At 62.4% G+C, this 21,552-nt stretch carries 22 protein-coding genes; 12 read left to right on the forward strand and 10 right to left on the reverse strand.

What is annotated here, in order from left to right; genetic code table 11:
• Positions 1-20: 20 nt before the first annotated feature.
• The 4 genes from E5678_RS08230 to ylqF all read right to left on the reverse strand — a co-directional run bounded on the left by E5678_RS08230 (position 21) and on the right by ylqF (position 5,771).
• Positions 21-1,463, reverse strand: coding sequence for a circularly permuted type 2 ATP-grasp protein (locus E5678_RS08230; RefSeq protein WP_136178066.1), 1,443 nt, complete (start codon positions 1,461-1,463; stop codon positions 21-23).
• Positions 1,464-1,558: 95 nt separating this feature from the next.
• Positions 1,559-3,994, reverse strand: a complete 2,436-nt coding sequence (locus E5678_RS08235; RefSeq protein ID WP_136178067.1) for a DNA internalization-related competence protein ComEC/Rec2 — start codon at positions 3,992-3,994, stop codon at positions 1,559-1,561.
• A 381-nt stretch (positions 3,995-4,375) separates the two neighbouring features.
• The gene (locus E5678_RS08240) at positions 4,376-4,792 is read right to left on the reverse strand and encodes a carboxymuconolactone decarboxylase family protein (RefSeq protein ID WP_136178068.1); all 417 of its coding nucleotides are present in this window, start codon (positions 4,790-4,792) and stop codon (positions 4,376-4,378) included.
• A 43-nt stretch (positions 4,793-4,835) separates the two neighbouring features.
• On the reverse strand, positions 4,836-5,771 hold the full coding sequence (gene ylqF / locus E5678_RS08245; protein ID WP_136178069.1) for a ribosome biogenesis GTPase YlqF: 936 nt from the start codon (positions 5,769-5,771) through the stop codon (positions 4,836-4,838).
• A 111-nt stretch (positions 5,772-5,882) separates the two neighbouring features.
• On the opposite strand from ylqF, the gene E5678_RS08250 reads away from it, so the two are divergent.
• Positions 5,883-6,365, forward strand: a complete 483-nt coding sequence (locus E5678_RS08250; RefSeq protein WP_136178070.1) for a hypothetical protein — start codon at positions 5,883-5,885, stop codon at positions 6,363-6,365.
• Between the two features lie 196 nt (positions 6,366-6,561).
• On the opposite strand, the gene gshA is transcribed toward E5678_RS08250, so the two are convergent.
• Together gshA and E5678_RS08260 are read right to left on the reverse strand one after the other, a co-directional pair.
• Positions 6,562-8,130, reverse strand: coding sequence for a glutamate--cysteine ligase (gene gshA, locus E5678_RS08255; protein WP_136178071.1), 1,569 nt, complete (start codon positions 8,128-8,130; stop codon positions 6,562-6,564).
• A 39-nt stretch (positions 8,131-8,169) separates the two neighbouring features.
• Entirely contained in the window at positions 8,170-9,195 is a 1,026-nt protein-coding gene (locus E5678_RS08260; protein ID WP_136178072.1) for a tRNA-dihydrouridine synthase, read from the reverse strand.
• 188 nt (positions 9,196-9,383) lie between these two features.
• On the opposite strand from E5678_RS08260, the gene E5678_RS08265 reads away from it, so the two are divergent.
• From E5678_RS08265 to E5678_RS08300, 8 genes are all read left to right on the forward strand, one after another.
• On the forward strand, positions 9,384-9,851 hold the full coding sequence (locus tag E5678_RS08265) for a FecR family protein (protein ID WP_136178073.1): 468 nt from the start codon (positions 9,384-9,386) through the stop codon (positions 9,849-9,851).
• A gap of 39 nt (positions 9,852-9,890) precedes the next feature.
• Complete coding sequence (locus E5678_RS08270) at positions 9,891-10,502, forward strand: OmpA family protein (protein ID WP_136178074.1); 612 nt, start codon at positions 9,891-9,893, stop codon at positions 10,500-10,502.
• An 18-nt stretch (positions 10,503-10,520) separates the two neighbouring features.
• A complete protein-coding gene (locus tag E5678_RS08275; protein WP_136178075.1) occupies positions 10,521-11,006 on the forward strand; it encodes a pyridoxamine 5'-phosphate oxidase family protein in 486 nt (161 codons plus the stop codon).
• Positions 11,006-11,683 (forward strand): RluA family pseudouridine synthase, encoded by a 678-nt coding sequence (locus tag E5678_RS08280; RefSeq protein ID WP_136178076.1) that lies wholly within the window; start codon positions 11,006-11,008, stop codon positions 11,681-11,683. Before E5678_RS08275 ends, E5678_RS08280 begins: the two co-directional genes overlap by 1 nt.
• An 11-nt stretch (positions 11,684-11,694) precedes the next feature.
• Complete coding sequence (locus tag E5678_RS08285; RefSeq protein ID WP_136178077.1) at positions 11,695-12,474, forward strand: SDR family NAD(P)-dependent oxidoreductase; 780 nt, start codon at positions 11,695-11,697, stop codon at positions 12,472-12,474.
• Positions 12,475-12,507: 33 nt separating this feature from the next.
• The gene (locus tag E5678_RS08290) at positions 12,508-13,092 is read left to right on the forward strand and encodes a histidine phosphatase family protein (protein WP_247596949.1); all 585 of its coding nucleotides are present in this window, start codon (positions 12,508-12,510) and stop codon (positions 13,090-13,092) included.
• A 120-nt stretch (positions 13,093-13,212) separates the two neighbouring features.
• Positions 13,213-14,397: a beta-ketothiolase BktB gene (gene bktB / locus E5678_RS08295; protein WP_136178078.1), complete on the forward strand. Its 1,185-nt coding sequence runs from the start codon at positions 13,213-13,215 to the stop codon at positions 14,395-14,397.
• Between the two features lie 93 nt (positions 14,398-14,490).
• Complete coding sequence (locus E5678_RS08300; RefSeq protein WP_136178079.1) at positions 14,491-14,805, forward strand: YkvA family protein; 315 nt, start codon at positions 14,491-14,493, stop codon at positions 14,803-14,805.
• A 37-nt stretch (positions 14,806-14,842) separates the two neighbouring features.
• Here the strand turns inward: E5678_RS08300 and E5678_RS08305 are convergent, their stop codons facing one another.
• On the reverse strand, positions 14,843-15,586 hold the full coding sequence (locus E5678_RS08305; RefSeq protein ID WP_136178080.1) for a 2OG-Fe dioxygenase family protein: 744 nt from the start codon (positions 15,584-15,586) through the stop codon (positions 14,843-14,845).
• A 145-nt stretch (positions 15,587-15,731) separates the two neighbouring features.
• Between E5678_RS08305 and E5678_RS08310 the strand changes: the two genes are divergently transcribed.
• Both E5678_RS08310 and E5678_RS08315 read left to right on the forward strand, forming a co-directional pair.
• Positions 15,732-16,139, forward strand: coding sequence for a hemerythrin domain-containing protein (locus E5678_RS08310; protein WP_168708519.1), 408 nt, complete (start codon positions 15,732-15,734; stop codon positions 16,137-16,139).
• A 108-nt stretch (positions 16,140-16,247) separates the two neighbouring features.
• Positions 16,248-17,150, forward strand: a complete 903-nt coding sequence (locus E5678_RS08315; protein ID WP_136178082.1) for a DUF2189 domain-containing protein — start codon at positions 16,248-16,250, stop codon at positions 17,148-17,150.
• On the opposite strand, the gene E5678_RS08320 is transcribed toward E5678_RS08315, so the two are convergent.
• The 3 genes from E5678_RS08320 to E5678_RS08330 are packed head-to-tail and all read right to left on the reverse strand — an operon-like array spanning position 17,151 to position 20,149.
• Positions 17,151-18,152 (reverse strand): MDR family oxidoreductase, encoded by a 1,002-nt coding sequence (locus E5678_RS08320; RefSeq protein WP_136178083.1) that lies wholly within the window; start codon positions 18,150-18,152, stop codon positions 17,151-17,153.
• Entirely contained in the window at positions 18,118-18,405 is a 288-nt protein-coding gene (locus E5678_RS08325; protein WP_136178084.1) for a hypothetical protein, read from the reverse strand. Before E5678_RS08325 ends, E5678_RS08320 begins: the two co-directional genes overlap by 35 nt.
• A gap of 31 nt (positions 18,406-18,436) precedes the next feature.
• Complete coding sequence (locus E5678_RS08330; RefSeq protein WP_247596950.1) at positions 18,437-20,149, reverse strand: long-chain fatty acid--CoA ligase; 1,713 nt, start codon at positions 20,147-20,149, stop codon at positions 18,437-18,439.
• Positions 20,150-20,465: 316 nt separating this feature from the next.
• Between E5678_RS08330 and E5678_RS08335 the strand changes: the two genes are divergently transcribed.
• Positions 20,466-21,494, forward strand: coding sequence for an amino acid ABC transporter substrate-binding protein (locus E5678_RS08335; protein WP_136178085.1), 1,029 nt, complete (start codon positions 20,466-20,468; stop codon positions 21,492-21,494).
• Positions 21,495-21,552: the final 58 nt, after the last annotated feature.

Consider the following 21,552-nt stretch of genomic DNA (forward strand, 5'->3'; position numbering starts at 1 on the left):
CGAGCGGCGGATATCCGCACTCAACGTCCCTCCATAATCCAGGTGTCTTTGGTGCCGCCGCCCTGTGACGAGTTCACGACCAGGGAGCCCTCTTTCAGTGCCACCCGCGTCAATCCGCCGGGGACCATCTGCACCTCGGTTCCAGAAAGAACAAAAGGACGCAAATCGATGTGGCGCGGCGCGATGCCCTTTTCCACATACGTAGGACAGGTGGACAGCGACAGGGTGGGCTGGCCGATATAGCCATCGGGCTTGGCGAGAATGGCCTTGCGGAAGTCTTCAATCTCGGCCTTGGTCGAAGCTGGGCCGACCAACATGCCATAGCCCCCTGCTCCATGCACCTCCTTGACCACCAGGTCTTTCAGGTTGTCGAGGATGTATTTCAGGTCATCGGCCTTGCGGCCCATGTAAGTCGGTACGTTGTTGAGAATGGGCTTCTCACCGAGGTAAAACTCGATCATCTTGGGCACATAGGGGTAGATCGACTTGTCATCGGCGACACCTGTGCCAACCGCATTGCAAATGTTCACATTGCCTGCACGGTATGCGTCCATCAACCCGGCACACCCCAGCGTCGAATTCGGGCGGAACACATTGGGGTCCAGAAAATCATCGTCGACCCGGCGGTAAATAACGTCGACCCGCTGAGGCCCACGGGTTGTTCGCATGAACACAAACTGGTCCTTGACGAACAGATCCTGGCCTTCGACCAACTCGATGCCCATCTGCTGCGCGAGGAATGCGTGTTCGAAGTACGCACTGTTGTGCATGCCAGGTGTGAGCACCACAACGGTGGGCTCGCCCGCAGCGGCAGGAGCCACAGCGCGCAGTGTTTCCAGCAGCAAATCGGGATAGTGCGCCACTGGGGCAACGCGGTTTTCACCAAACAGTTCCGGGAACAACCGCATCATCATTTTGCGATCTTCGAGCATGTAGCTCACGCCGCTGGGCACACGCAAGTTGTCTTCCAGCACGTAATACTCGCCCACGCCTTCTGCGTTCGGCGCGCGGACCATGTCCACGCCCGAAATATGCGAATAAACACCTTGCGCAAGATCCACACCCATCATTTCGGGGCGGAACTGGGCGTTCTTGAGAATCTGGTCTTCCGGGATATGACCGGCGCGGATGATTTCCTGGCCGTGATAAATATCGTCGAGAAATCGATTGAGCGCCGTGACCCGCTGGATCAGGCCCGCTTTCATTGAGCGCCATTCGTCGGTGGGAATGATGCGCGGGATCAGGTCAAACGGAATCAGGCGTTCGTTGCCCGATGCGTCTTCGTCTTTGTCCCCGTAGACTGCGAAAGTGATACCCACACGACGGAAGATAACCTCGGCCTCTTCCCTCCGGTCTGCCATGACTTCGGGGGGCTGCTCAGCCAACCAACGCGCATAGTTTTGGTAATGGGCGCGCACCTCGGTCGGTGAGGCGTGCATTTCGTCAAACTTGTGTAGGTTCATATATGTGTTCTCCTGCCTTTAGCATAGCAAGACCTGAGCCAAGTTTCCAAAGGGCAAAAAAATAAGGCGGTTCCGGCAACCTTTTCGGGACCCTGTCAAGGGTTTTCCCCTGCCGGATTCCCGGCAACCTCTGGGTTCTGGTCATGCCAGTACCGGCGCACCATCTCCCGATAGCAACGCAGGTTTTGCGGTGCATCGCTGCGCCACATTGCGGCACCACAGGTTGGCGAGTTGACCCAGGGAATGGCGCGCTCCCGGTAGCGGGTGAGCACCGTCGGAGAAGGGTGGCCAAAGCGGTTGCGAAAACCGGACTGCACCACCACCCATTTCGGCCGCAGCGTGTTGAGCAACACGGGGCTGCTGGATGTTCGGCTGCCGTGATGAGGTGATATCAGCAACGTGGCGCGCAATTCAGGGTTTGCCAACGCCAGGCGAGTCTCCCGCTCTGCGTCCAGGTCTCCGCTCAACCAGGCACTGGTGCGTGTATTGCTGATGCGCAGGGTGCATGACATGGCGTTGCTGCTCAGAAGCGCCTCACCATGCTCATCAAAGTGCGCAGGGGTGGGGTGCAACATGTCGAACACCACACCGTCCCATGTCCATTGCTGTCCGGCCAGACAACGCCGCGCTGGCTCTGCATCAAATGACGAAAGCCAACGCGCTTGTGGCCAGACCGCCTGCACCGCTTCCATGCCACCAGAATGGTCCAGGTCCTTGTGGCTCACCACCACGGTGTCCAGGCCCTCCCCCATGGCGCGCAAAGTCGGCACCACGATGCGCTGCCCGGCATCGGAGTGGGATGAATACTTCGGACCGGTGTCGAACAACAGGTTGTGCCCGGCGGTCCGGACCAGAATCGCCGAACCCTGGCCCACATCCCAGGCCACCACCTCGAATTCACCCTGACCCGGCCGTGGAGGCGACCAGGCGTATATGGGCCACAAGGCCATCAGGCCTGCGAGCCGAATCGCCATGGGCAAACGCAGAACCAGCAACACAGCGCCCGCCACCGCCAGCAAGCCCACCCCCAGCGGAGGGACGGCCTGGTACACAGAAGCCCAGGACCACTGAGCCAGCCAATCCAGCCAGGCGGTGAGCAGATACACGGCAAACGCGGCCAGATCCCAGGCAGGTGCCACACCGATGCCCACCAGCGCCAGGGGCGTCAAAACCAGCGTCACCCAGGGAATCGCCAGCAGATTCGCAGCAAACCCGACAATGGATATCTGACCAAACAATACCAGCGACAGCGGCGTCAAGGCCACCGTGACCACACCCTGTTCGCGCACCAACCCCATCACCGAGCGCGCCATCCGGAGACCCAGGTGAGGGGTCTCGCCTTCCTGCATGTGGCTTGGCCCCACCTGCCGCCCCGGATCGGTAGCAAACAGAATGGCCACCGCCACAAAACTCAACCAGAACCCCGCCTGCAACCAGGACCAGGGATCCAGCAACAACACCGCGGCCAGCGCCCAAAGCCAGATCGCAGGCCACGGCCATTGCCGTCCCGCCATGCGCAACCCGACCACAATGGCCAGCATCAAGACCGTGCGCTGCGCCGGAACGCCCCACCCCGCAAACATGGCGTAGCCCGCAGCCAGAGCGACACCGCCCACGCCGGCCGCGCGTTGCACCGGCATCCACCACGCCAGAGCGGGCCAGCGCCAGGCCAGGTTTCGCCAGACCGATCCCACGGCGACCACCGCCAGCCAGGCAAACATGGTCACGTGCAAACCCGAAATACTCATGAGGTGGGACACACCCGTGATCCGAAACAGGGTCCAGTCGTCGGAGTCGATGGCACTTTGCTCTCCCACCACCAGCGCCGCGAGCACGCCCGCTGATCGCGGGTCCGCCACCTGAGCCCTGATGCGCTCACTCACCCATTGGCGTGCCCCATCCACCGTCCAGCCTCGCCCCTCGGACAAGCGCTCAGGGGCCGTATCGCGTGGCCCGTTGCGCACAGTGCCAACGGCGCCAATGCCGTGCTCCCACCACCAACGCTCGCGGTCAAACCCGTGGGGGTTGAACGGGGCGTGTGGCTTTGTCAATCGAACCTGAAACTGCCACTGCTCACCGACCCGGACCACCGGCCGGTCCGCGCCAGTCCCTGCTGAACCTTTTCTGGAGTACCAGCTCAACTGCAAGCGATCGGGCAAGCGCACCGCGCGTCCGGCGGCTTGCGCTGCCTCGGGCACGAATTCGAACCGCACCCCCTCTTCGCCGCGCTGGGGCAGCGAATCGATGTGGCCGGAGATATCCAGTGTGACCCCCTGCAAGCCGGGGTTCAAAGCCTGCGCTGCGTAATCAACCGCACGCCAGCCGGTGGCGCTCCAGCCCAGGCCAATACCGGCGGAAATGGCCAGTATCCAGGCCCACGACCGGGGCAAGCGCCAAGCCGCCCAACCCGCAAAGAGGGCGAAGGCCAGGCACCCGGCATACCCAGCCAGAGACCACAGGACGGCTTGCTCCAGCTGGGCCGCCACCCCAAACACCCATCCCAGCAAGGCGCCCCACGTTCGCCAGCCCATGGTCAGGGCAGCAGCACGCTGGCTTTCAGTGCACTACCGGCCGCTTGACATGGCTTGCGCACCGCGTCATTCGGCGATGGCGCACACGCCCACCGCCACGGCAAAGACAATGCCTGTGGACCCATTCGATTCCCCCTGTAGCAACTGTTGCTTCAGGCGTCCGCAAAAGCGGCGCCCTGATCAGGCGTTGTTCAGCCCTGCAGGGGATTATCGGCACGCTTGTCGTGCAATTCGATCCAAAACGGCTCAAGCATCCCACCGAAGAGGTAAGCGCTCAATCGAACACGTGCCCCACCCAGGTTTGCCGCCTCGCACGCATGAAGGCGTTGTTCCACCCCTACCAAAAGGTTTGGATCTTGCTTCGGGCTTTTACCGCACCCGTCAGGTGCGTGCCAAAGTGCTGAGGTCAAACGCCGAATCCACGGGAACCTGAAGCGCTGTGGCCAGCTGGTTGGTCTTGGACGCCAGGGCCACGATGGACAACAGCTCGGCATATTGCTCGCCCGTCATGCCTTTGGCGGTTGCCGCCGCTGTGTGGGAGTGCACGCAATAGCTGCAGCCATTGATGATGGATGCCGTGATGTAGAGCATTTCCTTGGTCAAGGGGTCCAGGCTTGACGGCATGGCCATCACGCGTTTGACCTCGGCCCAGGTGCTCTCCAGCAGCGAGGCATCAAATGCCAGGTAGCGCCACATGTTGTTGATGAAATCGGTCTTTCGCGTGGCCCGGATGTCATCGAACACCGCTTTCACGCGAGGGTCCTGCTCGGGATCGTTCTGGAGAGAAACGGTGGACATGGCAAGGTTCCGATCAAGGTCAAGGTAAGGTCAATTTAAAAGCTCAGCGTTTGCGCCGCTTGGCCGGCTTGCGGGCTTGCTTGCGCGACTGGCGTTCGGCGTCGGCGCTCTGCCCCGCCTTCAACCAGCCGAGAAACACCTCGGGGGTTTCCAGGGTTGCGCGGCCGATGGCGTTGCTGCGGAAATCGGCAATCACCAGCTCTGCGGTTTTTTGCCAGTCAACGCGCCCGCCGGTCGCCAAGGCGCTGCGTTTGCGCCCAATGGCCTCCAGCAGGTCCTCGTCCTTGGCCATGATGATCTGATCGACCGACAGGCCCAGCTTGTACCGGGCTTCGAGCTCCGGCGCGTAAGCCAGTTTGAGCTTGTCCAGCAGCTCCAGCGCCACTTCCTGATCGTCATAGGCGTTGCGCCCCACGGCACCGCTGGCGGCCAGGTTGAAGCCTGTTTCAGGCACCACGATGCGGGGCCAGAGCATGCCAGGCGTGTCGTACAGGTAAAAATCATCCGCCAGCGAGATACGGGCTTCGGTGCGGGTGACCCCCGCCTCGTCACCCGTCTTGGCTGCGCGCCGCCCTTTGAGCGTGTTGATCAGCGTGGATTTGCCCACGTTGGGGATGCCACAAATCAACACCCGCATGGGCTTGACCATGCCACCGCGCAACGGCGCGAGCCCGTGGCAGGCAGCAACAATCGCCCGGGCAGGCGCGGTATCGCCGGCATCCAGAGGAATCGCCCGCGTCAAGGGTTGTGCGTTGTAGTAGTCGAGCCACAGCGCCGTGCGCGCCGGGTCGGCCATGTCCTGCTTGTTAACCACCTTGAGCGTGGGACGCCCCGCCGTGAGCTCGGCCAGCAAGGGGTTGGCGCTGGAGCCCGGCAGGCGGGCGTCCAGCATTTCAATCACCACGTCGATCTCTTTCACGCGCTCCGTGATGGCTTTGCGTGTGAGGTGCATGTGCCCTGGAAACCACTGAATACTCATGGGTCTGTTCTTTCTTTCATGGCTGGATTGTGCGCTGGGGCAAGTCCCTATCGGCTGGCCGGCGCTGCGTGCCACAATGATTTTTTATTTGCACACACACGCAGGAGCAACATGGCCATCACCGTCAAGATCGATCTCGGATACGAATTTGAAGTCAATGCCCAGGCGGCTGATGTGTTCAAGGTGCTGTCGGACGTACCGACATCGGTGGGTTATTTTCCCAAAGTCGAACAGCTCACCGACATGGGTGATGGTGTGTACCAGTGGGAAATGGAAAAAGTGGGTACTGCACAGATCAACATCCAGACGGTTTACGCCAGCAAATACACCAGCAAGTTCGACGCGGCCAAAAACAAGGGTTCGGTGAAGTGGACGCCCGTCAAAGGTGTGGGCAATGCGCTGGTGGGCGGCCACTGGACCCTTGTCGGCAAGTCGAAGTCCACGGCCATTGAGCTGGCGATTCAGGGTGAAATTGAAGTCCCGCTGCCGGGCCTGATGAAGATGGTGGTGGGCCCGGTGGTGGAAGCCGAGTTTGAAAAACTGGTCGACAAATACATTGCCAACCTGATCAAGCAATTCGGCGGCGAAGTTTGAGTCCCAAGAACCGGCGCGGGAGTTGTCCCGGGATTCACTGAACAAGCTTGTGCATAACCCGGGAGAAGCCCTGTACGGTCGTCGCAAACCTTTGATTTAAAACAATCTTCCTCAGACTGCTCAAAAAACAGGCAGCCTCAGCCGCCTTGGGTTTCACATGGTCTTGCATTCAAGCAACGAGCCAGGCAAAACCGCATCAGACCTCAAGTGGCACGGGCTCATAGGCCGCACGACCGAGCCGGGCCGGTGAGGTGTACTCCTGAAGGTAAATGTCAAACGGCATCGTGTCAGAGGCCTCAATGGCTCGCTGGTCGTCCAGTGACTGCACCGCCATCGCCTCAAACCGCCCCTGCTGCTTGATGCCCCACGGCAACGACAAAAGGTACTGGTGGATGGTTTGCGACTGGGTGCGGGCAAACGAAACAAACGAATCGCTGTGCTCGGCACGCATGGAGGCGAGCACCCGCGCCGAAGGCAAGGTCTCGGGCGCCAGCAACGCAGCGCGCGCATGCGCCACGGCTTCGGCATGGGCCTGCCCACCATGGGCGGCGTCCAACGCGAATGCGATTGGCACCAGACGTTCGATGATTTCGCTGCCCCACTGCATCAGCGAGACACTTTTCCCTTGGCGCTGCAGGCACAGGCCCGGCTCACGCCCGCGTGCAGCCGTGAGGTGCTGGTTGTGGGCCAGTTCGTGGATTTCGTCCGGGGTATCGGGGGGGCTGTCGCTCAGCAGGCAATGCATGAGGAACACATCCAGAAACCGCAAGGTCGAGGCCGAAATGCCGATGGGCTCAAACGGGCTGAGGTCCATCAGGCGGACTTCCACGTACTCCACGCCCCGCTCCCGCAGGGCATGCAGTGGGCGCTCACCCGGAAAAATCACGCGCTTGGGGCGGATCGTTCCGTAAAACTCGTTTTCGATCTGCAGCAGTGTGGTGGCCAGCTGGTTGTAGTCGCCGCCCGGGTTGCGGATGCCCAGGGACTCATACGCAGGCCAAGGTCGGGTCAAAGCCCCGTGCAGGGATGCGGCATAACCCTCCAGCCCGTTGTAGCTCACATCGAGTGTGCCCTGGGCATCGCTCTGATAGCCCAGGCGCCCCATGCGCAGGGATGTCCCGTGGGGCATGTAGAGCGTGCCGCTGGCCAGGGTTTGCAATTCATGCGGCCGTCCGCCCACAAAGGTGGAGCACACGGCCGGTGATGCACCAAAAAGGGTCAGCAGCAAAAACGCATGGCGGCGGAAGTTGCGGATCAGCGCGAAATAGCTGTCGTTGTCCAGGCCCGGCATCGACCAGTTGTAGTGAATGCCCGAAATGGTCTGCATGCGCCGGCCATAACGGTGCCCAAGGCCCATGCGGTAAACACTCTTGGCGCGACCCACATTGGATGAACCATAGCGACCGATTGGAATGGTTTCGTCCGTGGGCAGCCCGCAGGGCATGCTGGACGCCCACATCATTTCATCGCCGCTGCTCTGGCCCGGCTTGTTCAGCACACGAGCCGTGTATTGGTGCACCTCGGTCAGTTCGGCCAGGCAGGCGTCCACGCTGCTGTGAACCCCGGTGATCAGCTCCACCTGCGATTCGCTGAAATCGGTGGTGATGTGGGGATGGGTCAGCGCGCTGCCCAGCGCTGCAGGGTGCGGCGTCAGGGCGAGCTTGCCGTCGGGCTGGGCACGCAGGCTTTCTTTTTCAAGGCCGCGCTTCTGGCCACGCAGGCGATCACCCGAAATGGCATCCAGCCGTTGTTGCAATGAGGTCATACACAGGGGGGAAAGGGTTTTCAGGTCCGGGGCCGAAAGTTAACACGGCAGGGCAAACTCTGCTGGGGCCGGGGCGCTGGGTGCCCCGTAGAAAAAGGGCTCTATGGCCTTTGCCTCAGCCCAGGCGCCCTTCGCCTGGAGCCAGGCGGCCATGTGATCCGGATCGTTGGACACACGCACATCGTCAAATGCGGCCTGGCCTTCCGGGTACCGCTGGCGCAGATAGTTCAGCCATTGCTTGAGGCGCCCGGCACGGTGGCGGCGCTCAACCCGCACCACTACATGGTCCCAAAAGGCGCCCAGCAGCGGCACAATTTGCGTCCAGCTCACGCTGCCCTGGGCCTTGATGGCCAGGGCCAGCCCGGGGTCGGTGACCATGCCACGTCCCACCATCAGCGTATCGCACCCGGTCACCTCGCGGCAACGCAGGGCGTCTGCGATGTTCCAGATTTCGCCATTCGCAATAATTTTCTGAGCAGCCGAGGCGGGCAAGGCGGACTTGATTTCTGCAATGCGGTCCCAATAGGCCGGCGGCCGGTAGCCATGGGCCTTGGTGCGAGCATGGATGACGAGCTCATCGGCGCCCGCTTCGGTGATCGCCTGAGCACACGCTTCTGCGACCCGGTCATCCGCAAATCCCAGGCGCATCTTGGCGGAAACCACCACATGGGCCGGTACGGCACGCCGAACCGCCCGAACAATGGCGCCCACCAACTCTGGCTCATCGAGCAACACCGCGCCGCCTCGACTTTGATTCACCGTCTTGGCGGGGCACCCAAAGTTGAGATCGACGCCGTGCGGGCTGATACCGGCGAGTCTGTGCGCGTTTTCCGCCAGACACACGGGGTCCGAACCCAGCAACTGGGCACGCACAGGCACTCCGGCCAGGGTGTATCCACCCCGCATCAGCTCGGGCACGAGGCGCACAAACGCGCGCTCAGGCAACAGGGTGTTGGTCACGCGGATGAACTCGCTCACGCAGCCGTCGACGCCCCCCGTGCGCGTCAGCACATCGCGCAAAGAAGCGTCCAGCAAACCCTCCATGGGCGCAAGCAGCAGTTTCATGTGGTGGGTGATCGATCATCCCGCGAGCGGGCAACGGCTTCGCACGGTCCCGGAAGAGCCCAGGTCGCCAGTGGCAAAGCAACCCGCTATTTTATCGGTCTGGCTTCAACCGCTGGGAACCCCAGCTTGCCCCCCCTCTTCGGGTCCGGTACTATCGCCCGCAAACCAAACCCCCCCGGAGTTGTTTCATGCGCGCGTTGATCGCCCTCTCACTGGCCTTGGGCCTGTCGAGCATTTCCAGTCTGAGCACGGCTCAATCAGTGCTGCCCGAAAGCAGCCGCATCGGCACGTTCAAGCAGGTCGAAGGCGAAGCCTGGGTCGGGCCGGCCGCCTCCCGACGCACGGCATCATCGGGCGACGGCGTTCAAGTCAGCGACCGCCTGACCACCGGCAAGGCCGGGGCTGCCACGATCACCCTGAAAGACGGAACCATCCTGACCATGGGGCCGGACACGGCCATGGACCTGAGCCAGTTCGCCTTTGACAGCACGACCCAGGAAGGCAATTTCCTGCTGGATCTGCTCCAGGGCTCTGTGCGAGTGGTCACGGGCCTGCTGGGCAAGGTGAACCCCGAGCTGTTCAAGGTCAAAACCCCCACCTCAGTGGTGGGCGTGCGCGGAACCGATTTCATCGTCGAGACCGAAGCGGCCCGATAAATCCCAGCAGACACCTTGCGAAACCAGCTTCACGCCGCCATGCCCTTCACCTACCTCTTTTCCCGTACCCCCTACCTGGCCTTGGCCACATTGGTGCTGTCGCTCGCGGCTTGTGCCCCGGCGTCCCGCGTGACCCTGCTGCCACAGGGCAATGGCCAGCCCAGCGCCGTCATGGTGACCACCTCGCAGGGTGCGCAGATCGTTGATCAGCCCTACCAGGTCGCAGAAATCAAGCGCGACGGGGCTTTGAGCCTGGACCAGACCTCGGCGGACGAAGTTCGCAAGACCCATCCCCAACTGCTGGCGCTGCAGCCGGCAGCACCCGAGTCATTCGTGCTGGAGTTCGAGCCCGGCAGCTCTACACTCACCGCAGAATCGCAAGCCCGACTGCCCGAGGTGATTGCCCGGGCACAGGCCCGGGCGGGTGGCGAAATCGTGGTGACCGGACACACCGACCGCCAGGGCGCGCTGGAAGCCAACGACAAGTTGTCGTTGGAGCGCGCTCAGGCCGTGCGCGATCTGATGGTCGAGCGCGGCTTCAAGGGTGAATTGATCGAGGCCGTTGGGCGGGGCGAGCGCGAGCCAGCGGTCCCCACCGACGACGAGGTGGTAGAGCCGCGCAACCGCCGCGCCGTGGTGGTGGTGCGCTGAAACGCCCCCCCAGTGGCTATGGGACCTGCACACGGCCTGAGCCAGGCTCTGCACCACCTCATCCACGGCCAGCGAACGGCCACGCTGGGCACGCTGGATGCCGATGGTGAGGTATCGCTCTCCCGCGTACCTTATGCCGTGGACCTCCAGGGCAGCTCGCTGATCATCCACATCAGCGCCCTCGCTGCCCACACGGTCCACCTCCAGCGCCACCCCAGGGCGTCGCTGCTGATTGCCGAACGCGAAGTGGACGGCGCTTCGGTACACGCATTGCCCCGCGTGTCCATCGATGTACAGGCCAAGACATGCACCGATAAAGTGCACCAACGGCATGCACAGGCCTGCTATCTCGAGCGCTTTCCTGAAGCCGAATCCATGATGCAACTGGGCGATTTCAGGTTCGTTCGCTTGCTGCCCCTGGGCGCGCGCCAGGTGGCAGGATTTGGTGCAGCCCGCAGCCTGGATGCATCGGCCATCGCACAAATTTTGTGCATGGTGGCTTGATGGTGCACCACAAGGGTGTGAATCTGGTGTTTGAGGATGCGCACCTGCTCGTGCTCGACAAACCTTCGGGGTTGCTGGCGGTGCCCGGGCGCGGCCCGGACAAACAGGATTGCCTCAGCACCCGGGTGCAGGCCATCTGGCCCGACGCCCTGGTCGTGCACCGCCTCGACATGGCGACGTCGGGCCTGGTGGTGATGGCGCGCGGGCTGGAAGCCCAGCGGCATCTGGGCCTCGCATTCGAAAAACGGCGGGTGTTCAAGCGCTACTGGGCGATCATCGCGGGCGGTTTGCCCAACCCCCTGCCCAACAACGGCTGGAACACCATTGACCTGCCCTTGCTCCTCGACTGGCCCAACCGCCCGCGCAGCACCGTCAACCACGAGGCCGGCAAACCCAGCGTGACCCATTGGCGGTTGGCCCATGACGCGCCGCCTCATACCCCTGCACCGCACACTGGCATCGCCACACGGGTAGAACTGGAACCCTTGACTGGCCGCTCCCATCAGTTGCGGGTTCATCTGCAAGCCATCGGCCACCCGATCCTGGGGGACCTGTTGTACGCCGATCCCTCGCATGCCAGTGCGGCCGACCGGCTCCTGCTGCATGCCCATGCGCTGGCGTTTCCCCACCCTGTGGGCGATGAACCCCTGCGCTTCGAATCATCCTGCCCCTTTTGAATCCCCACACCATGACCCACACCCCCACCCACTTCACCATCCTGACCGGCGGCTCGCGGGGCATGGGCCTGGCGATGGCACAGCAGCTGATCTCCAAAGACCGGACCCTGCTGTGCATCTCGCGACAACACAACCCCGAGCTGGAGGCCCAGGCACGCGAGATCGGCGCGCCGCTGCTGCAGTGGCAGCAGGATCTGGCCGACACGACCGGCGCCGCGCAGCGGCTGAGGGACTGGCTCGAATTGCTCAGCACAAGCCAGGTTTTGAGCGCAACGCTGATCAACAACGCCGGGGTCCTCCCGCCCATCGGCCCCATCGATGTCTGCCCGCCAGAAGCCTTGTCCAATGCGCTCAGGGTCGGACTGGAAGCCCCCATGCAGCTCACCGCGGCCTTTCTGCGCGCCACCGGTGGCTGGGTGGATCAAGGCTGGCGCGGACCACGCAAGGTCCTCAATATTTCGTCTGGCCTCGGCCGAACCGCCATGGCCGCACAAGCGCCCTATTGCGCTGCGAAAGCGGGCATGGACCACTTCACGCGCTGCTCGGCGCTGGACGAAGCCCAAAGCCCTTTCGGCGCTCGCCTGGTTTCGCTGGCTCCGGGCGTCATCGATACCGACATGCAAACACAACTGCGCGCCGGTGACCCTGCCCATTTCCCCGACCGTGACCGCTTCGTCGGCCTGAAGGAAGGGGGGCAGCTCAGCACACCGCAGGCCGCCGCCGCACAGGTCCTGGCCCGGCTGGATCGCGCGAATTTCGGTGACCTGCCCGTGGCCGACGTGCGCGACTGAAGCGCCTGCACACGAACGACTGGAAAGCCTGCTTTGCACCGCCGCCAAGCCGCTCAAGCCTTGCTGGGGATGGGCTGGGCCAGCGCCTGGAATGCGCAAGCACAACCGGTCGAACCCGTGTCAGATGCTTTTTGGGCGCCTTTGCGCCTGGGTGGCGTCATCGTGCTGATGCGCCACACCCAGACTCTCTCGGGCACAGGCGATCCACCCGGTTTCCGGCTGGACAGCTGCGATACACAGCGCAACCTCAGCGCCCACGGACGGACGCAGGCCGCGCGCATCGGCCAGGCGTTTCGGGATGCGCAGGTGCGGGTAGACGAAGTGCGCTCCAGCGCGTGGTGCCGGTGCGTGGACACAGCAGAGTTGGCCTTTGGCCGCCACAGGGTATGGCCCCCCATCAACTCGTTTTTCCAGCAGGGTGACCGCGAAGGGCAAACAGCGAAAGCCATGCATTCCCTGCGATCGCACCAGGGGCCTCCCAACCTGGTACTGGTGACCCACCAGGTCAATATTTCGGCCCTCACGGGTGTCTTTCCTGCCATGGGTGAGGTCTTGCTGGCCCGTGCCGACCCGGCCAACGCAGCCGGAATGACCGTGCTGGCGCGGCGCGCGCTGTGATCCCGTCACCCAGTTGACGCCCGTCAAGGCTGGTGTAAGCCTTACACGCTTACCATGTATGTTGGTCGCCGGCCCGAAGGCCGGGCGCCACCCACCAGACCCCCCCTACAGGAGACAAGCATGAGCAGAGAAGTCGTCGTCGTCAGCGCAGCCCGCACCGCCATTGGCACTTTTGGCGGTAGCCTCAAAGATTTACCCCCCACCGAGCTGGGTGCACTGGTCGTCAAGGAAACCCTGGCACGCGCCGGTGTGGACGGCAAAGACGTGGGCCACGTGGTGTTCGGCCATGTGGTCAACACCGAGCCGCGGGACATGTACCTCTCCCGTGTGGCGGCCGTCAATGGTGGCTGCGCGGAAACCACCCCCGCCTACAACGTCAACCGCCTCTGCGGCTCAGGCCTGCAGGCCATCGTGAACGCCAGCCAGAGTATCTTGCTGGGCGACACCGATATCGCGATTGGCGGCGGCGCCGAGTGCATGAGCCGCGCACCCTATGCCAGTCTGTCCACCCGATTCGGCGCGCGCATGGGTGACACCAAAATGATCGACATGATGGTCGGCGCTTTGCACGACCCGTTCCACAACATCCACATGGGTGTGACAGCTGAAAACGTGGCGGCCAAATACGGCATCACCCGCGAGATGCAAGACGCGCTGGCGGTTGAGAGCCACAACCGCGCCCAACGCGCTACGGAATCAGGTCGCTTCAAGGACCAGATCGTTCCGGTGATGCTCAAGAGCCGCAAAGGTGAAGTGGCCTGGGCCACCGACGAGCATTTCCGCCCCGATTGCAAGCCCGAAGACATGGCGAAATTGAAACCTGTTTTCATCAAGGAAAACGGCACCGTGACAGCTGGCAATGCTTCGGGCATCAACGACGCCGCTGCGGCCGTGGTGCTGATGGAAGCGGGCGCTGCCAAGGCGCGGGGTGCGAAAGCCATGGCCCGCCTGGTCGGCTACGCCCACACAGGTGTGGACCCAAAAATCATGGGCGTGGGTCCGATTTCGGCCACTCTGGCGGTACTCAAGAAAACCGGTCTCAGCGTCAACGACCTCGATGTCATTGAGGCCAATGAAGCCTTTGCGGCCCAGGCCTGCGCCGTGACCAAAGAACTGGGCCTCGACCCTGCCAAGGTCAACCCCAACGGTTCGGGCATTTCGCTGGGCCATCCCATCGGAGCCACCGGCGCGTTGATCACAGTGAAGGCCTTGTACGAGCTGGAACGCGTGCAAGGCCGTTATGCGCTGGTCACGATGTGCATCGGCGGGGGCCAGGGCATCGCGGCCATTTTCGAGCGCATCTGAAGTTTCAAAAGCCACAGTGGAACTCCGCAGCCCAGCGGGGTTCCAACCAGGGACCCCGCGCAACAATGCGTGGCCCTTTACAGGAGAACGGTGATGTGGAAACAGCTGACGGCGATGTGGATCGCATTCAAAAGTGATGCGCTGCAGCTGTGGTTTGCGCTCGGGCATCCCGATGCGCCAACCTGGCTCAAGGCCGGAGCCGCCGCGGTGGTGTTGTACCTGGTCTCACCGGTCGACCTGATCCCGGACATGTTGCCCGTGATTGGCGTGGTGGACGACTTGATCCTGGTGCCCATGGCTGTGCGGTGGTTGCTGCGCCAACTGCCTCCCCACATTCGCCAGTACGCCCACGAGCGCAGCCGAGGGGGTACCGGCACCCGAAAGGATACGGCCCGCCCACGCCGGTAGATTGGCGCACCCCGCGCCCCCCCTTCGATGGCGATGCTCAGTCGCCCTGAAAACCACCCCTGCGGTAGGTCAGCACCAAGGTATCGCGCCAGCCCATTTCGCCTTCGACCTGTGGCTGGATCGGTGTGCTCTCATGGATGACCCGTGCGTCGTCCAGCAGCAGCAACGACCAAGGCTCCAGCAGCGTGAATCGCTGCCCATTGGGGCCATTCGCCTCAAACACCCGGCTCTCCCCGCCCTTGATCTGATGCCGCCCGACCATGAAGACGGCGACCATATCCACCCCGTCGCGATGTGCGCCCTCGGGTGTCGGTCGACCGATCCCGTCGGTGGTGTCGATGCGAAACAAATGCGCTTCCACGAACCAGGGTCGGTGGCCATGCAGAGCAGAAGCCGGCTCACCCAACCGAGAGAGGATGCGGGTCCACTCCGGAAGTGACGCCATCGCTGGCTCCATGGGGTCAAACCAGCGCTGCATGCCGCCGTGCAAGGCGTTGTACTGCAGCGGCTGCCAATGCGCGCGGTGGGCCACCTGCTCGATCTTTGGGCCTTCGACCACAAAGCAGCTGTGGCGGCGGCTGCGGTACCGGCCTCCGTCCTTCAAATATTCGTCGCTCGGCAAGGCATCCCAGAAGGGCCGCAAGGTGGCCAGCGCGGGTCCATCTGCCTCCAGCCACGGCTCAACCTGCCCCGCCTCCAGCAGCGCAAAGCCTTGCTGCGCCAAGGCGCTGTCGCGCTCGACCAAGGGAACAAAGGGCGGCTGGAATTCTTGAATGCTCATGGGCGGTCAGTGTAGCGGTCTCCCCCACACGAGCCGTGCACACATCGCAAAAACACACGCATGTGCGACACGCTCCATGCGCTGGATCAAAGCTGGAGCGTGGGCGAGGTGTCAAGCTGGCGTTCAACTTCAGCAGGAGGCACAGATGACACCCATTGAATGGACAGAAGCCTTGCAACTGGGCTATGCACCCATGGACAGCGTACACAAAGAGTTCGTGACCCTGCTGGCGCAGATGCAAACGGCGGAAGACCCCGAACTCACCGAGCGCTGGCAGGCGGTTCTGACGCACACAGAACGCCATTTCGGATCCGAAGACGAATGGATGCGCAAGACCCGCTTTTCCGGAGCCGACAACCACATGCTCCAGCACCGTGTGGTCCTCAACGTCATGCGGGAAGGCCTGGTGATGGGCCGGGCAGGCGACCTGCCCCCATTGCGCGAAATGGCTTCTGAGCTGGCGGCCTGGTTCAGCAAACACACGCAGTCGCAGGATGCAGCCCTGGCTTTGCACATGCGCCGCCAGAAAAAACGGGTGGCCGAGGCCCACTGACAACCCCACGGCATCCTTTCAGGCCAAAAACCCTATCATTAATAGGGGTAAACCATGTGAGCGACGTATCCGCCCATGGTTATATTGATCGATCTGCAGGAGAGCTCAATGGCCAAAGCCGTCTCGACCGGCGCCACCACGGGCGCTGATCACGATCAAACACAAACAACCCACACTGACGCCGACGCCGACGCCGAACCCGATGCCCGTTCAGACGAACCACGGGGTCCATCGGTGTTTTCACTGCCCCTGGCCCAGCTGACACCCGGTGATCCGGTTCAATGGCTCCGCCTCGGCTGGGCCGATTTCAAGCGCTGCCCCCGCATCGGCCTGTTTTACGGCCTGTGTTTTTTCGCCATGGGGCATGCCTTGCTGGCCATGTTCCAAAACGCTCCGGCTTACGTGCTGGCGGTGAGTGCAGGCTTTCTGCTGATGGGGCCTTTCCTCTGCCTGGGCCTGTACGACGCGAGCAAGGCCATGCAGACGGACAGCCACCGTCCTTCGCTGCGCGCTTCCCTGTTGGCCTGGCGGCCCACAAAAGGCACCATGGGCATCTTCGCCGGCATGCTGCTCATTCTGGAGTTGCTGTGGGGCCGCGCTTCGCTGGTGGTGTTTGCGGTGACCTTCAACACCATGCCCTCCACCGAAAAGCTGCTGCCTCAACTGATCGACCCGGAAAACCTGGGGTTTCTGATCACCTACACCGTGGTCGGCGGCGCCTTTGCCAGCCTGATCTTTGTGACCAGCGTGATTTCGATACCCATGATCATGGACCGCCACACCGATGCCATCTCGGCGGGTCTGACCAGCATCCGTGCCTGCCTTGAAAACCCGGGCGTCATGTTCATCTGGGGCGCGCTGATCACGCTGTTGATCGCGCTGGCCATGCTGCCCTTTTTCCTCGGCCTTCTGATCGTGGGCCCGGTCATCGGACATGCCACCTGGCATGCCTACCGACACATCGTGCCCAAAGCAGACGACACCCCCGAAGAGGCTCTGTCCGGCGTCTGATCAGGCGTTGACGTTCACCACCAGACGGCCTCGCACCTGCCCCGCCAAAATCGCAGGGCCCGCCTGCAGAGCTTCGGCCAATCCAATCTCCTTCGTGATCGACTCCAGCTTGCTGCGGTCCAGGTCGCGAGCCAACTGTTGCCAGGCGGCTTCACGTTTGGCCAAGGGAGCCATCACACTGTCGATCCCGTAGAGCGTGACGCCACGCAAAATAAAGGGCGCCACAGAGGCGGGGAAATCCATGCCTTGAGCCAGACCGCAAGCCGCCACCGCACCCCCATAGCGCGTGCTCGCACAGGCATTGGCCAAGGTGTGGCTGCCCACCGAGTCGACCACGCCGATCCAGCGTTCCTTCTGCATCGGCTTGCCGGGCGCGCTCAGTCCGCTGCGCTCGATCACCTCGGCGGCACCCAGAGCCTTCAGGTAGACCCCCTCCTCCAGGCGGCCCGTGGAAGCCACAACGGCATGGCCCATACCCGCCAACAGCGCAATGGCCACACCGCCCACGCCACCGCCAGCGCCGGTGACCAGCACCTCGCCGCTGCCGGGCTTAACGCCCGCAGCCTCCCAATGGCGCTGCAGTGCCTGCACGCACAACATGGCGGTATAGCCAGCCGTCCCCAGCGCCATGGCATCGCGTGCACTCAAGACGTGCGGCAAGGCCACCAGCCAATCGCCTTTCACACGCGCCATTTGTGCCAAACCACCCCAATGGCTTTCTCCAACGCCGAAACCATTGAGCAAAACCTGATCACCGGCTTTCCAGTTCGGGTGGTCACTGGCAGTTACCGTGCCGGCAAAATCGATGCCGGGCACCAGGGGGAAGCTGCGCACCACCGGTGCTTGACCGGTGATGGCCAGTCCATCTTTGTAATTGATGGTCGACCATTCGACGCGCACCGTCACATCCCCACTGGCGGGCAACTGAGATTCGTCGAGTTCGGTCAGTGAGCAGGTGTACCCGGCGTCATCGGTCTTGTTGACCAGCAAAGCTTTGAACATCAGAAGTTTCTCCAGAAAAAGTCTCAGCGCTCTCGCGCCAGAGTATTGATAACAGCCACCAGCCCATCCCGGCATTGCTCAGGGCGAGCAAAGTGACAAGGACCAACAGGCCACCCGTGGGTTGCAGCAGGTGCAGGGTCCAGCCCAACACCCAACCCATGACGTTGAACGCCACCATCAGCCAGAACAGCCCTCGCTGGGGTTGCCAGAGTCGGGACAGGGATCGACGAAGGATGGGGTTGCGAGAAGGCATGCACCATTGTGCAGCGATCCGGCGCCTGCGCTCAAGCGTCGGCTTCCTGCTCCTGTAACAAACGCCACATCACCTTGCCACTCCCGCTTTTGGGGAGCGCTTCGACAAACTGCACCACACGTGGGCATTTGTAAACCGCCATGTTCTCGCGACACCATTCCACAATGTCTTGCTCGCTCACTTGGCCGCGCGCCTCGCCCCGCAAGACCACCACGGCCTTCACGCTCTCGCCCCGGTAGTCGTCCAGGGTACCGATCACACAGGCTTCGGCGATCGCAGGGTGGCGGAACATCAAAGCCTCCACCTCGGCCGGCCAGACCTTGAAGCCGCTGGCGTTGATCATGCGTTTGAGGCGGTCGGTGATAAAGAAATAGCCATCCTCATCCACGCGGCCCAGATCACCGGAGCGGAAATAGCGTTGGCCTTCGAACTCAACGAAAGCGAATTCGGTCGCATCGGGCCGCTTCCAGTAACCCTGGAAAACCGACGGACCGCGCATGATGATCTCGCCCGCTTCACCGACCGGCATTTCTTTCAACGTGTCGGGGTCGACCACACGCGACTCCACGCCCACAAAAGGCACCCCCAGGCATTGCTGCTTGGGCGCGTCGGGCGGGTTGCTGTGGGAAGGCGCAGCGGTTTCTGTCAGGCCATAACCTTCGGCAAACTGCAGGCCATAGGCCTCCAGCAAACGCTGGGCCACGGCCTGGGGCATGGCGGCTCCGCCGCCACCGATGTAGTTCAAGCTGGTCAGGTCGTACCTGTCGAAGTGGGGGCTGGCCAGAAGATCCATCACCATGGTCGGGATGTTGGTCCAGCTGGTCACCCGCCATTTGGAAATCAGCCGCCCCGCGAGATCCCGGTCCCAGCGGGGCATCAACACCATGGTCGCACCCAGGTAGAGCCCTGTGTGCATGCCGGTCACCATTCCGGTGATGTGGAACATGGGCACCACCACCAGTGAAACCGCTTCCGATGTCCCGTTGCCCCAGGCCGCGCCCGCCACTGCGTTGTGCATGATGCTCGCGTGCGTGTGCATGCAACCCTTGGGCAGACCGGTGGTGCCGCTGGTGTAGGGCAGCACACACAAGTCGTCAGGACCACGCGTGTGCTCGGGGAGCGCAGCGGTACTGGCCAGCGCCTCGGGCCAGTCACTGGCACTCCCCTGCGACAGCAAGGGCTTCGCGTGGCGCGCTTCCAGCCAGGGCTTCCAGACATCGGGCACCTCAGCCCCCGGGCCAACCGCATCGCTGTAGTGGCTGATCAGCACATGACTCAGGCGCTGCGCTTCAGGCAGGGCTTCGCTGGCTTTGTTAAGCTCACCAGCCAGATCCGCTGCGCAAATGGCCACGCGCACATCCGGGTCGGTGATGTAGTGCTTGAGCTCCTCGGTGCGGTTCATCGGATTCACCGGCACCACGACGGCGTTGGCGCGCAAAATTGCGTAGTACGCCACGATCCATTGGGGGCAGTTCTGCATCAAAAGAATCACCCGGTCACCCGCCTGAACCCCTTGGGCATGCAGGTGCGCGGCAACCCGCTCGGCCTGCGCCTGCAAGTCTCCATAGCTCAAACGTTGGTCGAAGAACACCGTCGCGGCCTTGTTGGGGTAACGCTGTGCACTGGCCACCAGGTTAAACCAGAGTGACGTTTGGGGCGTCGAAATGCTGTGGGCCAGCCGCTTCGGCCAGAAACGGTGGTGTGCCCGCTCCGACACCTGAGGGGCCATTTCGCTGGTGTTCATCGTCAAGTCTCCTGTTGTTTTGCGGAATGCAGCACAGCATACGGGCGGCTCTCCCAATCCCAAATGATGCAATGTCGCTCTCGGGACCACCCCCATTTATCACCCCTGGCACGAGAACTGCTTAGAAGCATGCGCTAGCGGAATCAGATGCCCAAGCCATGCTGTCATGCGTTTTATGCATGACGATCTCACGTAAACCCCGATGCAAGAGAGCTTGCCAGCGCCTTACAGTTACCGTTCGCACGGAAAATGCCCACGCACTGTGAGCACCCGTCCTGGCAGCAACCTTTGCTATACCAATTGGAGTAAGTCACAAATGAAATTGAAGTCCTTGAACCTTTCTTTGGCACTTGCCGCCGTTACCATCTTGGCAAGCGCCCCCGCTCACGCTGCCAGCAAAACCGTTGACGCCATCAAGGCCCGCGGTCAGCTGGTCTGCGGTGTGAACACCGGTCTCGCCGGCTTCTCGCAAGCCGACAGCAGCGGTAACTGGTCAGGCCTCGATGTGGACTACTGCAAAGCCGTGGCCGCCGCCGTGTTGAGCGATGCCAGCAAAGTCAAATACGTTCCCCTGAACGCTCAGCAGCGTTTCACCGCCCTGCAATCCGGCGAAGTCGACATCCTGTCGCGCAACACCACCGGCACCCTGTCGCGTGATGCTTCTCTGGGCCTGCACTTCGTGGGCACGAGCTTCTACGACGGCCAAGGCTTCATGGTCGCTAAAGGCAAGATCAAGAGTGCCAAGCAACTCAATGGTGCAGCCGTCTGTGTGCAGTCGGGTACGACAACCGAGAAGAACCTGACCGACTTCGCCCGCGCCAACAACATCAAGATCAAGCCCGTGGTGTTCGAGAAGGTTGAAGCCGCTACCGGCGCTTACTTCTCTGGCCGCTGCCAGGCTTACACCACCGACGCTTCTGGTCTCGCATCCACCCGCTCCAAAGAAGCCAAGGTGCCTGAAGACCATGTGATCTTGTCCGACCTGATCTCCAAAGAGCCTCTGGGCCCAATGGTGCGTCGCGGTGACGACGAGTGGCTCGCCATCACCAAGTGGGTGCTCAACGGCCTGATCGAAGCCGAAGAATATGGCATCAAGCAAAGCAACGTGGAAGAGATGAAGAAGAGTTCCGATCCACAGGTAGGCCGCATGCTGGGCTCAACAGAAGACTTGGGCAAGCACCTGGGTCTGGACAAAGAGTGGCTGGCCCGCGCTATCGCGGCCACCGGCAACTATGGTGAAATCTTTGAGCGCAACGTGGGTCCTAAGACACCACTGAACTTGCCCCGCGGCAAGAACAACCTGTGGAACAACGGCGGCCTGATGTACGCACCACCCCTGCGTTGATCTAAACCAACCGGCCACAACTGGCACAAACAGCCTCGAAATCCTCGGGGAAGTTTGT

Origin of the sequence: Hydrogenophaga sp. PAMC20947, from assembly GCF_004795855.1 — a bacterium.
In the GTDB taxonomy this organism is placed as follows: domain Bacteria; phylum Pseudomonadota; class Gammaproteobacteria; order Burkholderiales; family Burkholderiaceae_C; genus Hydrogenophaga.

Coding starts and splice junctions, on each gene's coding strand:
- E5678_RS08230 (WP_136178066.1), bottom strand. CDS start 1,463: ATGAACCTACACAAGTTTGACGAAATGCACGCCTCACCGACCGAGGTG.
- E5678_RS08235 (WP_136178067.1), bottom strand. CDS start 3,994: ATGGGCTGGCGAACGTGGGGCGCCTTGCTGGGATGGGTGTTTGGGGTG.
- E5678_RS08240 (WP_136178068.1), bottom strand. CDS start 4,792: ATGTCCACCGTTTCTCTCCAGAACGATCCCGAGCAGGACCCTCGCGTG.
- ylqF (WP_136178069.1), bottom strand. CDS start 5,771: ATGAGTATTCAGTGGTTTCCAGGGCACATGCACCTCACACGCAAAGCC.
- E5678_RS08250 (WP_136178070.1), top strand. CDS start 5,883: ATGGCCATCACCGTCAAGATCGATCTCGGATACGAATTTGAAGTCAAT.
- gshA (WP_136178071.1), bottom strand. CDS start 8,130: ATGACCTCATTGCAACAACGGCTGGATGCCATTTCGGGTGATCGCCTG.
- E5678_RS08260 (WP_136178072.1), bottom strand. CDS start 9,195: ATGAAACTGCTGCTTGCGCCCATGGAGGGTTTGCTGGACGCTTCTTTG.
- E5678_RS08265 (WP_136178073.1), top strand. CDS start 9,384: ATGCGCGCGTTGATCGCCCTCTCACTGGCCTTGGGCCTGTCGAGCATT.
- E5678_RS08270 (WP_136178074.1), top strand. CDS start 9,891: ATGCCCTTCACCTACCTCTTTTCCCGTACCCCCTACCTGGCCTTGGCC.
- E5678_RS08275 (WP_136178075.1), top strand. CDS start 10,521: ATGGGACCTGCACACGGCCTGAGCCAGGCTCTGCACCACCTCATCCAC.
- E5678_RS08280 (WP_136178076.1), top strand. CDS start 11,006: ATGGTGCACCACAAGGGTGTGAATCTGGTGTTTGAGGATGCGCACCTG.
- E5678_RS08285 (WP_136178077.1), top strand. CDS start 11,695: ATGACCCACACCCCCACCCACTTCACCATCCTGACCGGCGGCTCGCGG.
- bktB (WP_136178078.1), top strand. CDS start 13,213: ATGAGCAGAGAAGTCGTCGTCGTCAGCGCAGCCCGCACCGCCATTGGC.
- E5678_RS08300 (WP_136178079.1), top strand. CDS start 14,491: ATGTGGAAACAGCTGACGGCGATGTGGATCGCATTCAAAAGTGATGCG.
- E5678_RS08305 (WP_136178080.1), bottom strand. CDS start 15,586: ATGAGCATTCAAGAATTCCAGCCGCCCTTTGTTCCCTTGGTCGAGCGC.
- E5678_RS08310 (WP_168708519.1), top strand. CDS start 15,732: ATGACACCCATTGAATGGACAGAAGCCTTGCAACTGGGCTATGCACCC.
- E5678_RS08315 (WP_136178082.1), top strand. CDS start 16,248: ATGGCCAAAGCCGTCTCGACCGGCGCCACCACGGGCGCTGATCACGAT.
- E5678_RS08320 (WP_136178083.1), bottom strand. CDS start 18,152: ATGTTCAAAGCTTTGCTGGTCAACAAGACCGATGACGCCGGGTACACC.
- E5678_RS08325 (WP_136178084.1), bottom strand. CDS start 18,405: ATGCCTTCTCGCAACCCCATCCTTCGTCGATCCCTGTCCCGACTCTGG.
- E5678_RS08330 (WP_247596950.1), bottom strand. CDS start 20,149: ATGAACACCAGCGAAATGGCCCCTCAGGTGTCGGAGCGGGCACACCAC.
- E5678_RS08335 (WP_136178085.1), top strand. CDS start 20,466: ATGAAATTGAAGTCCTTGAACCTTTCTTTGGCACTTGCCGCCGTTACC.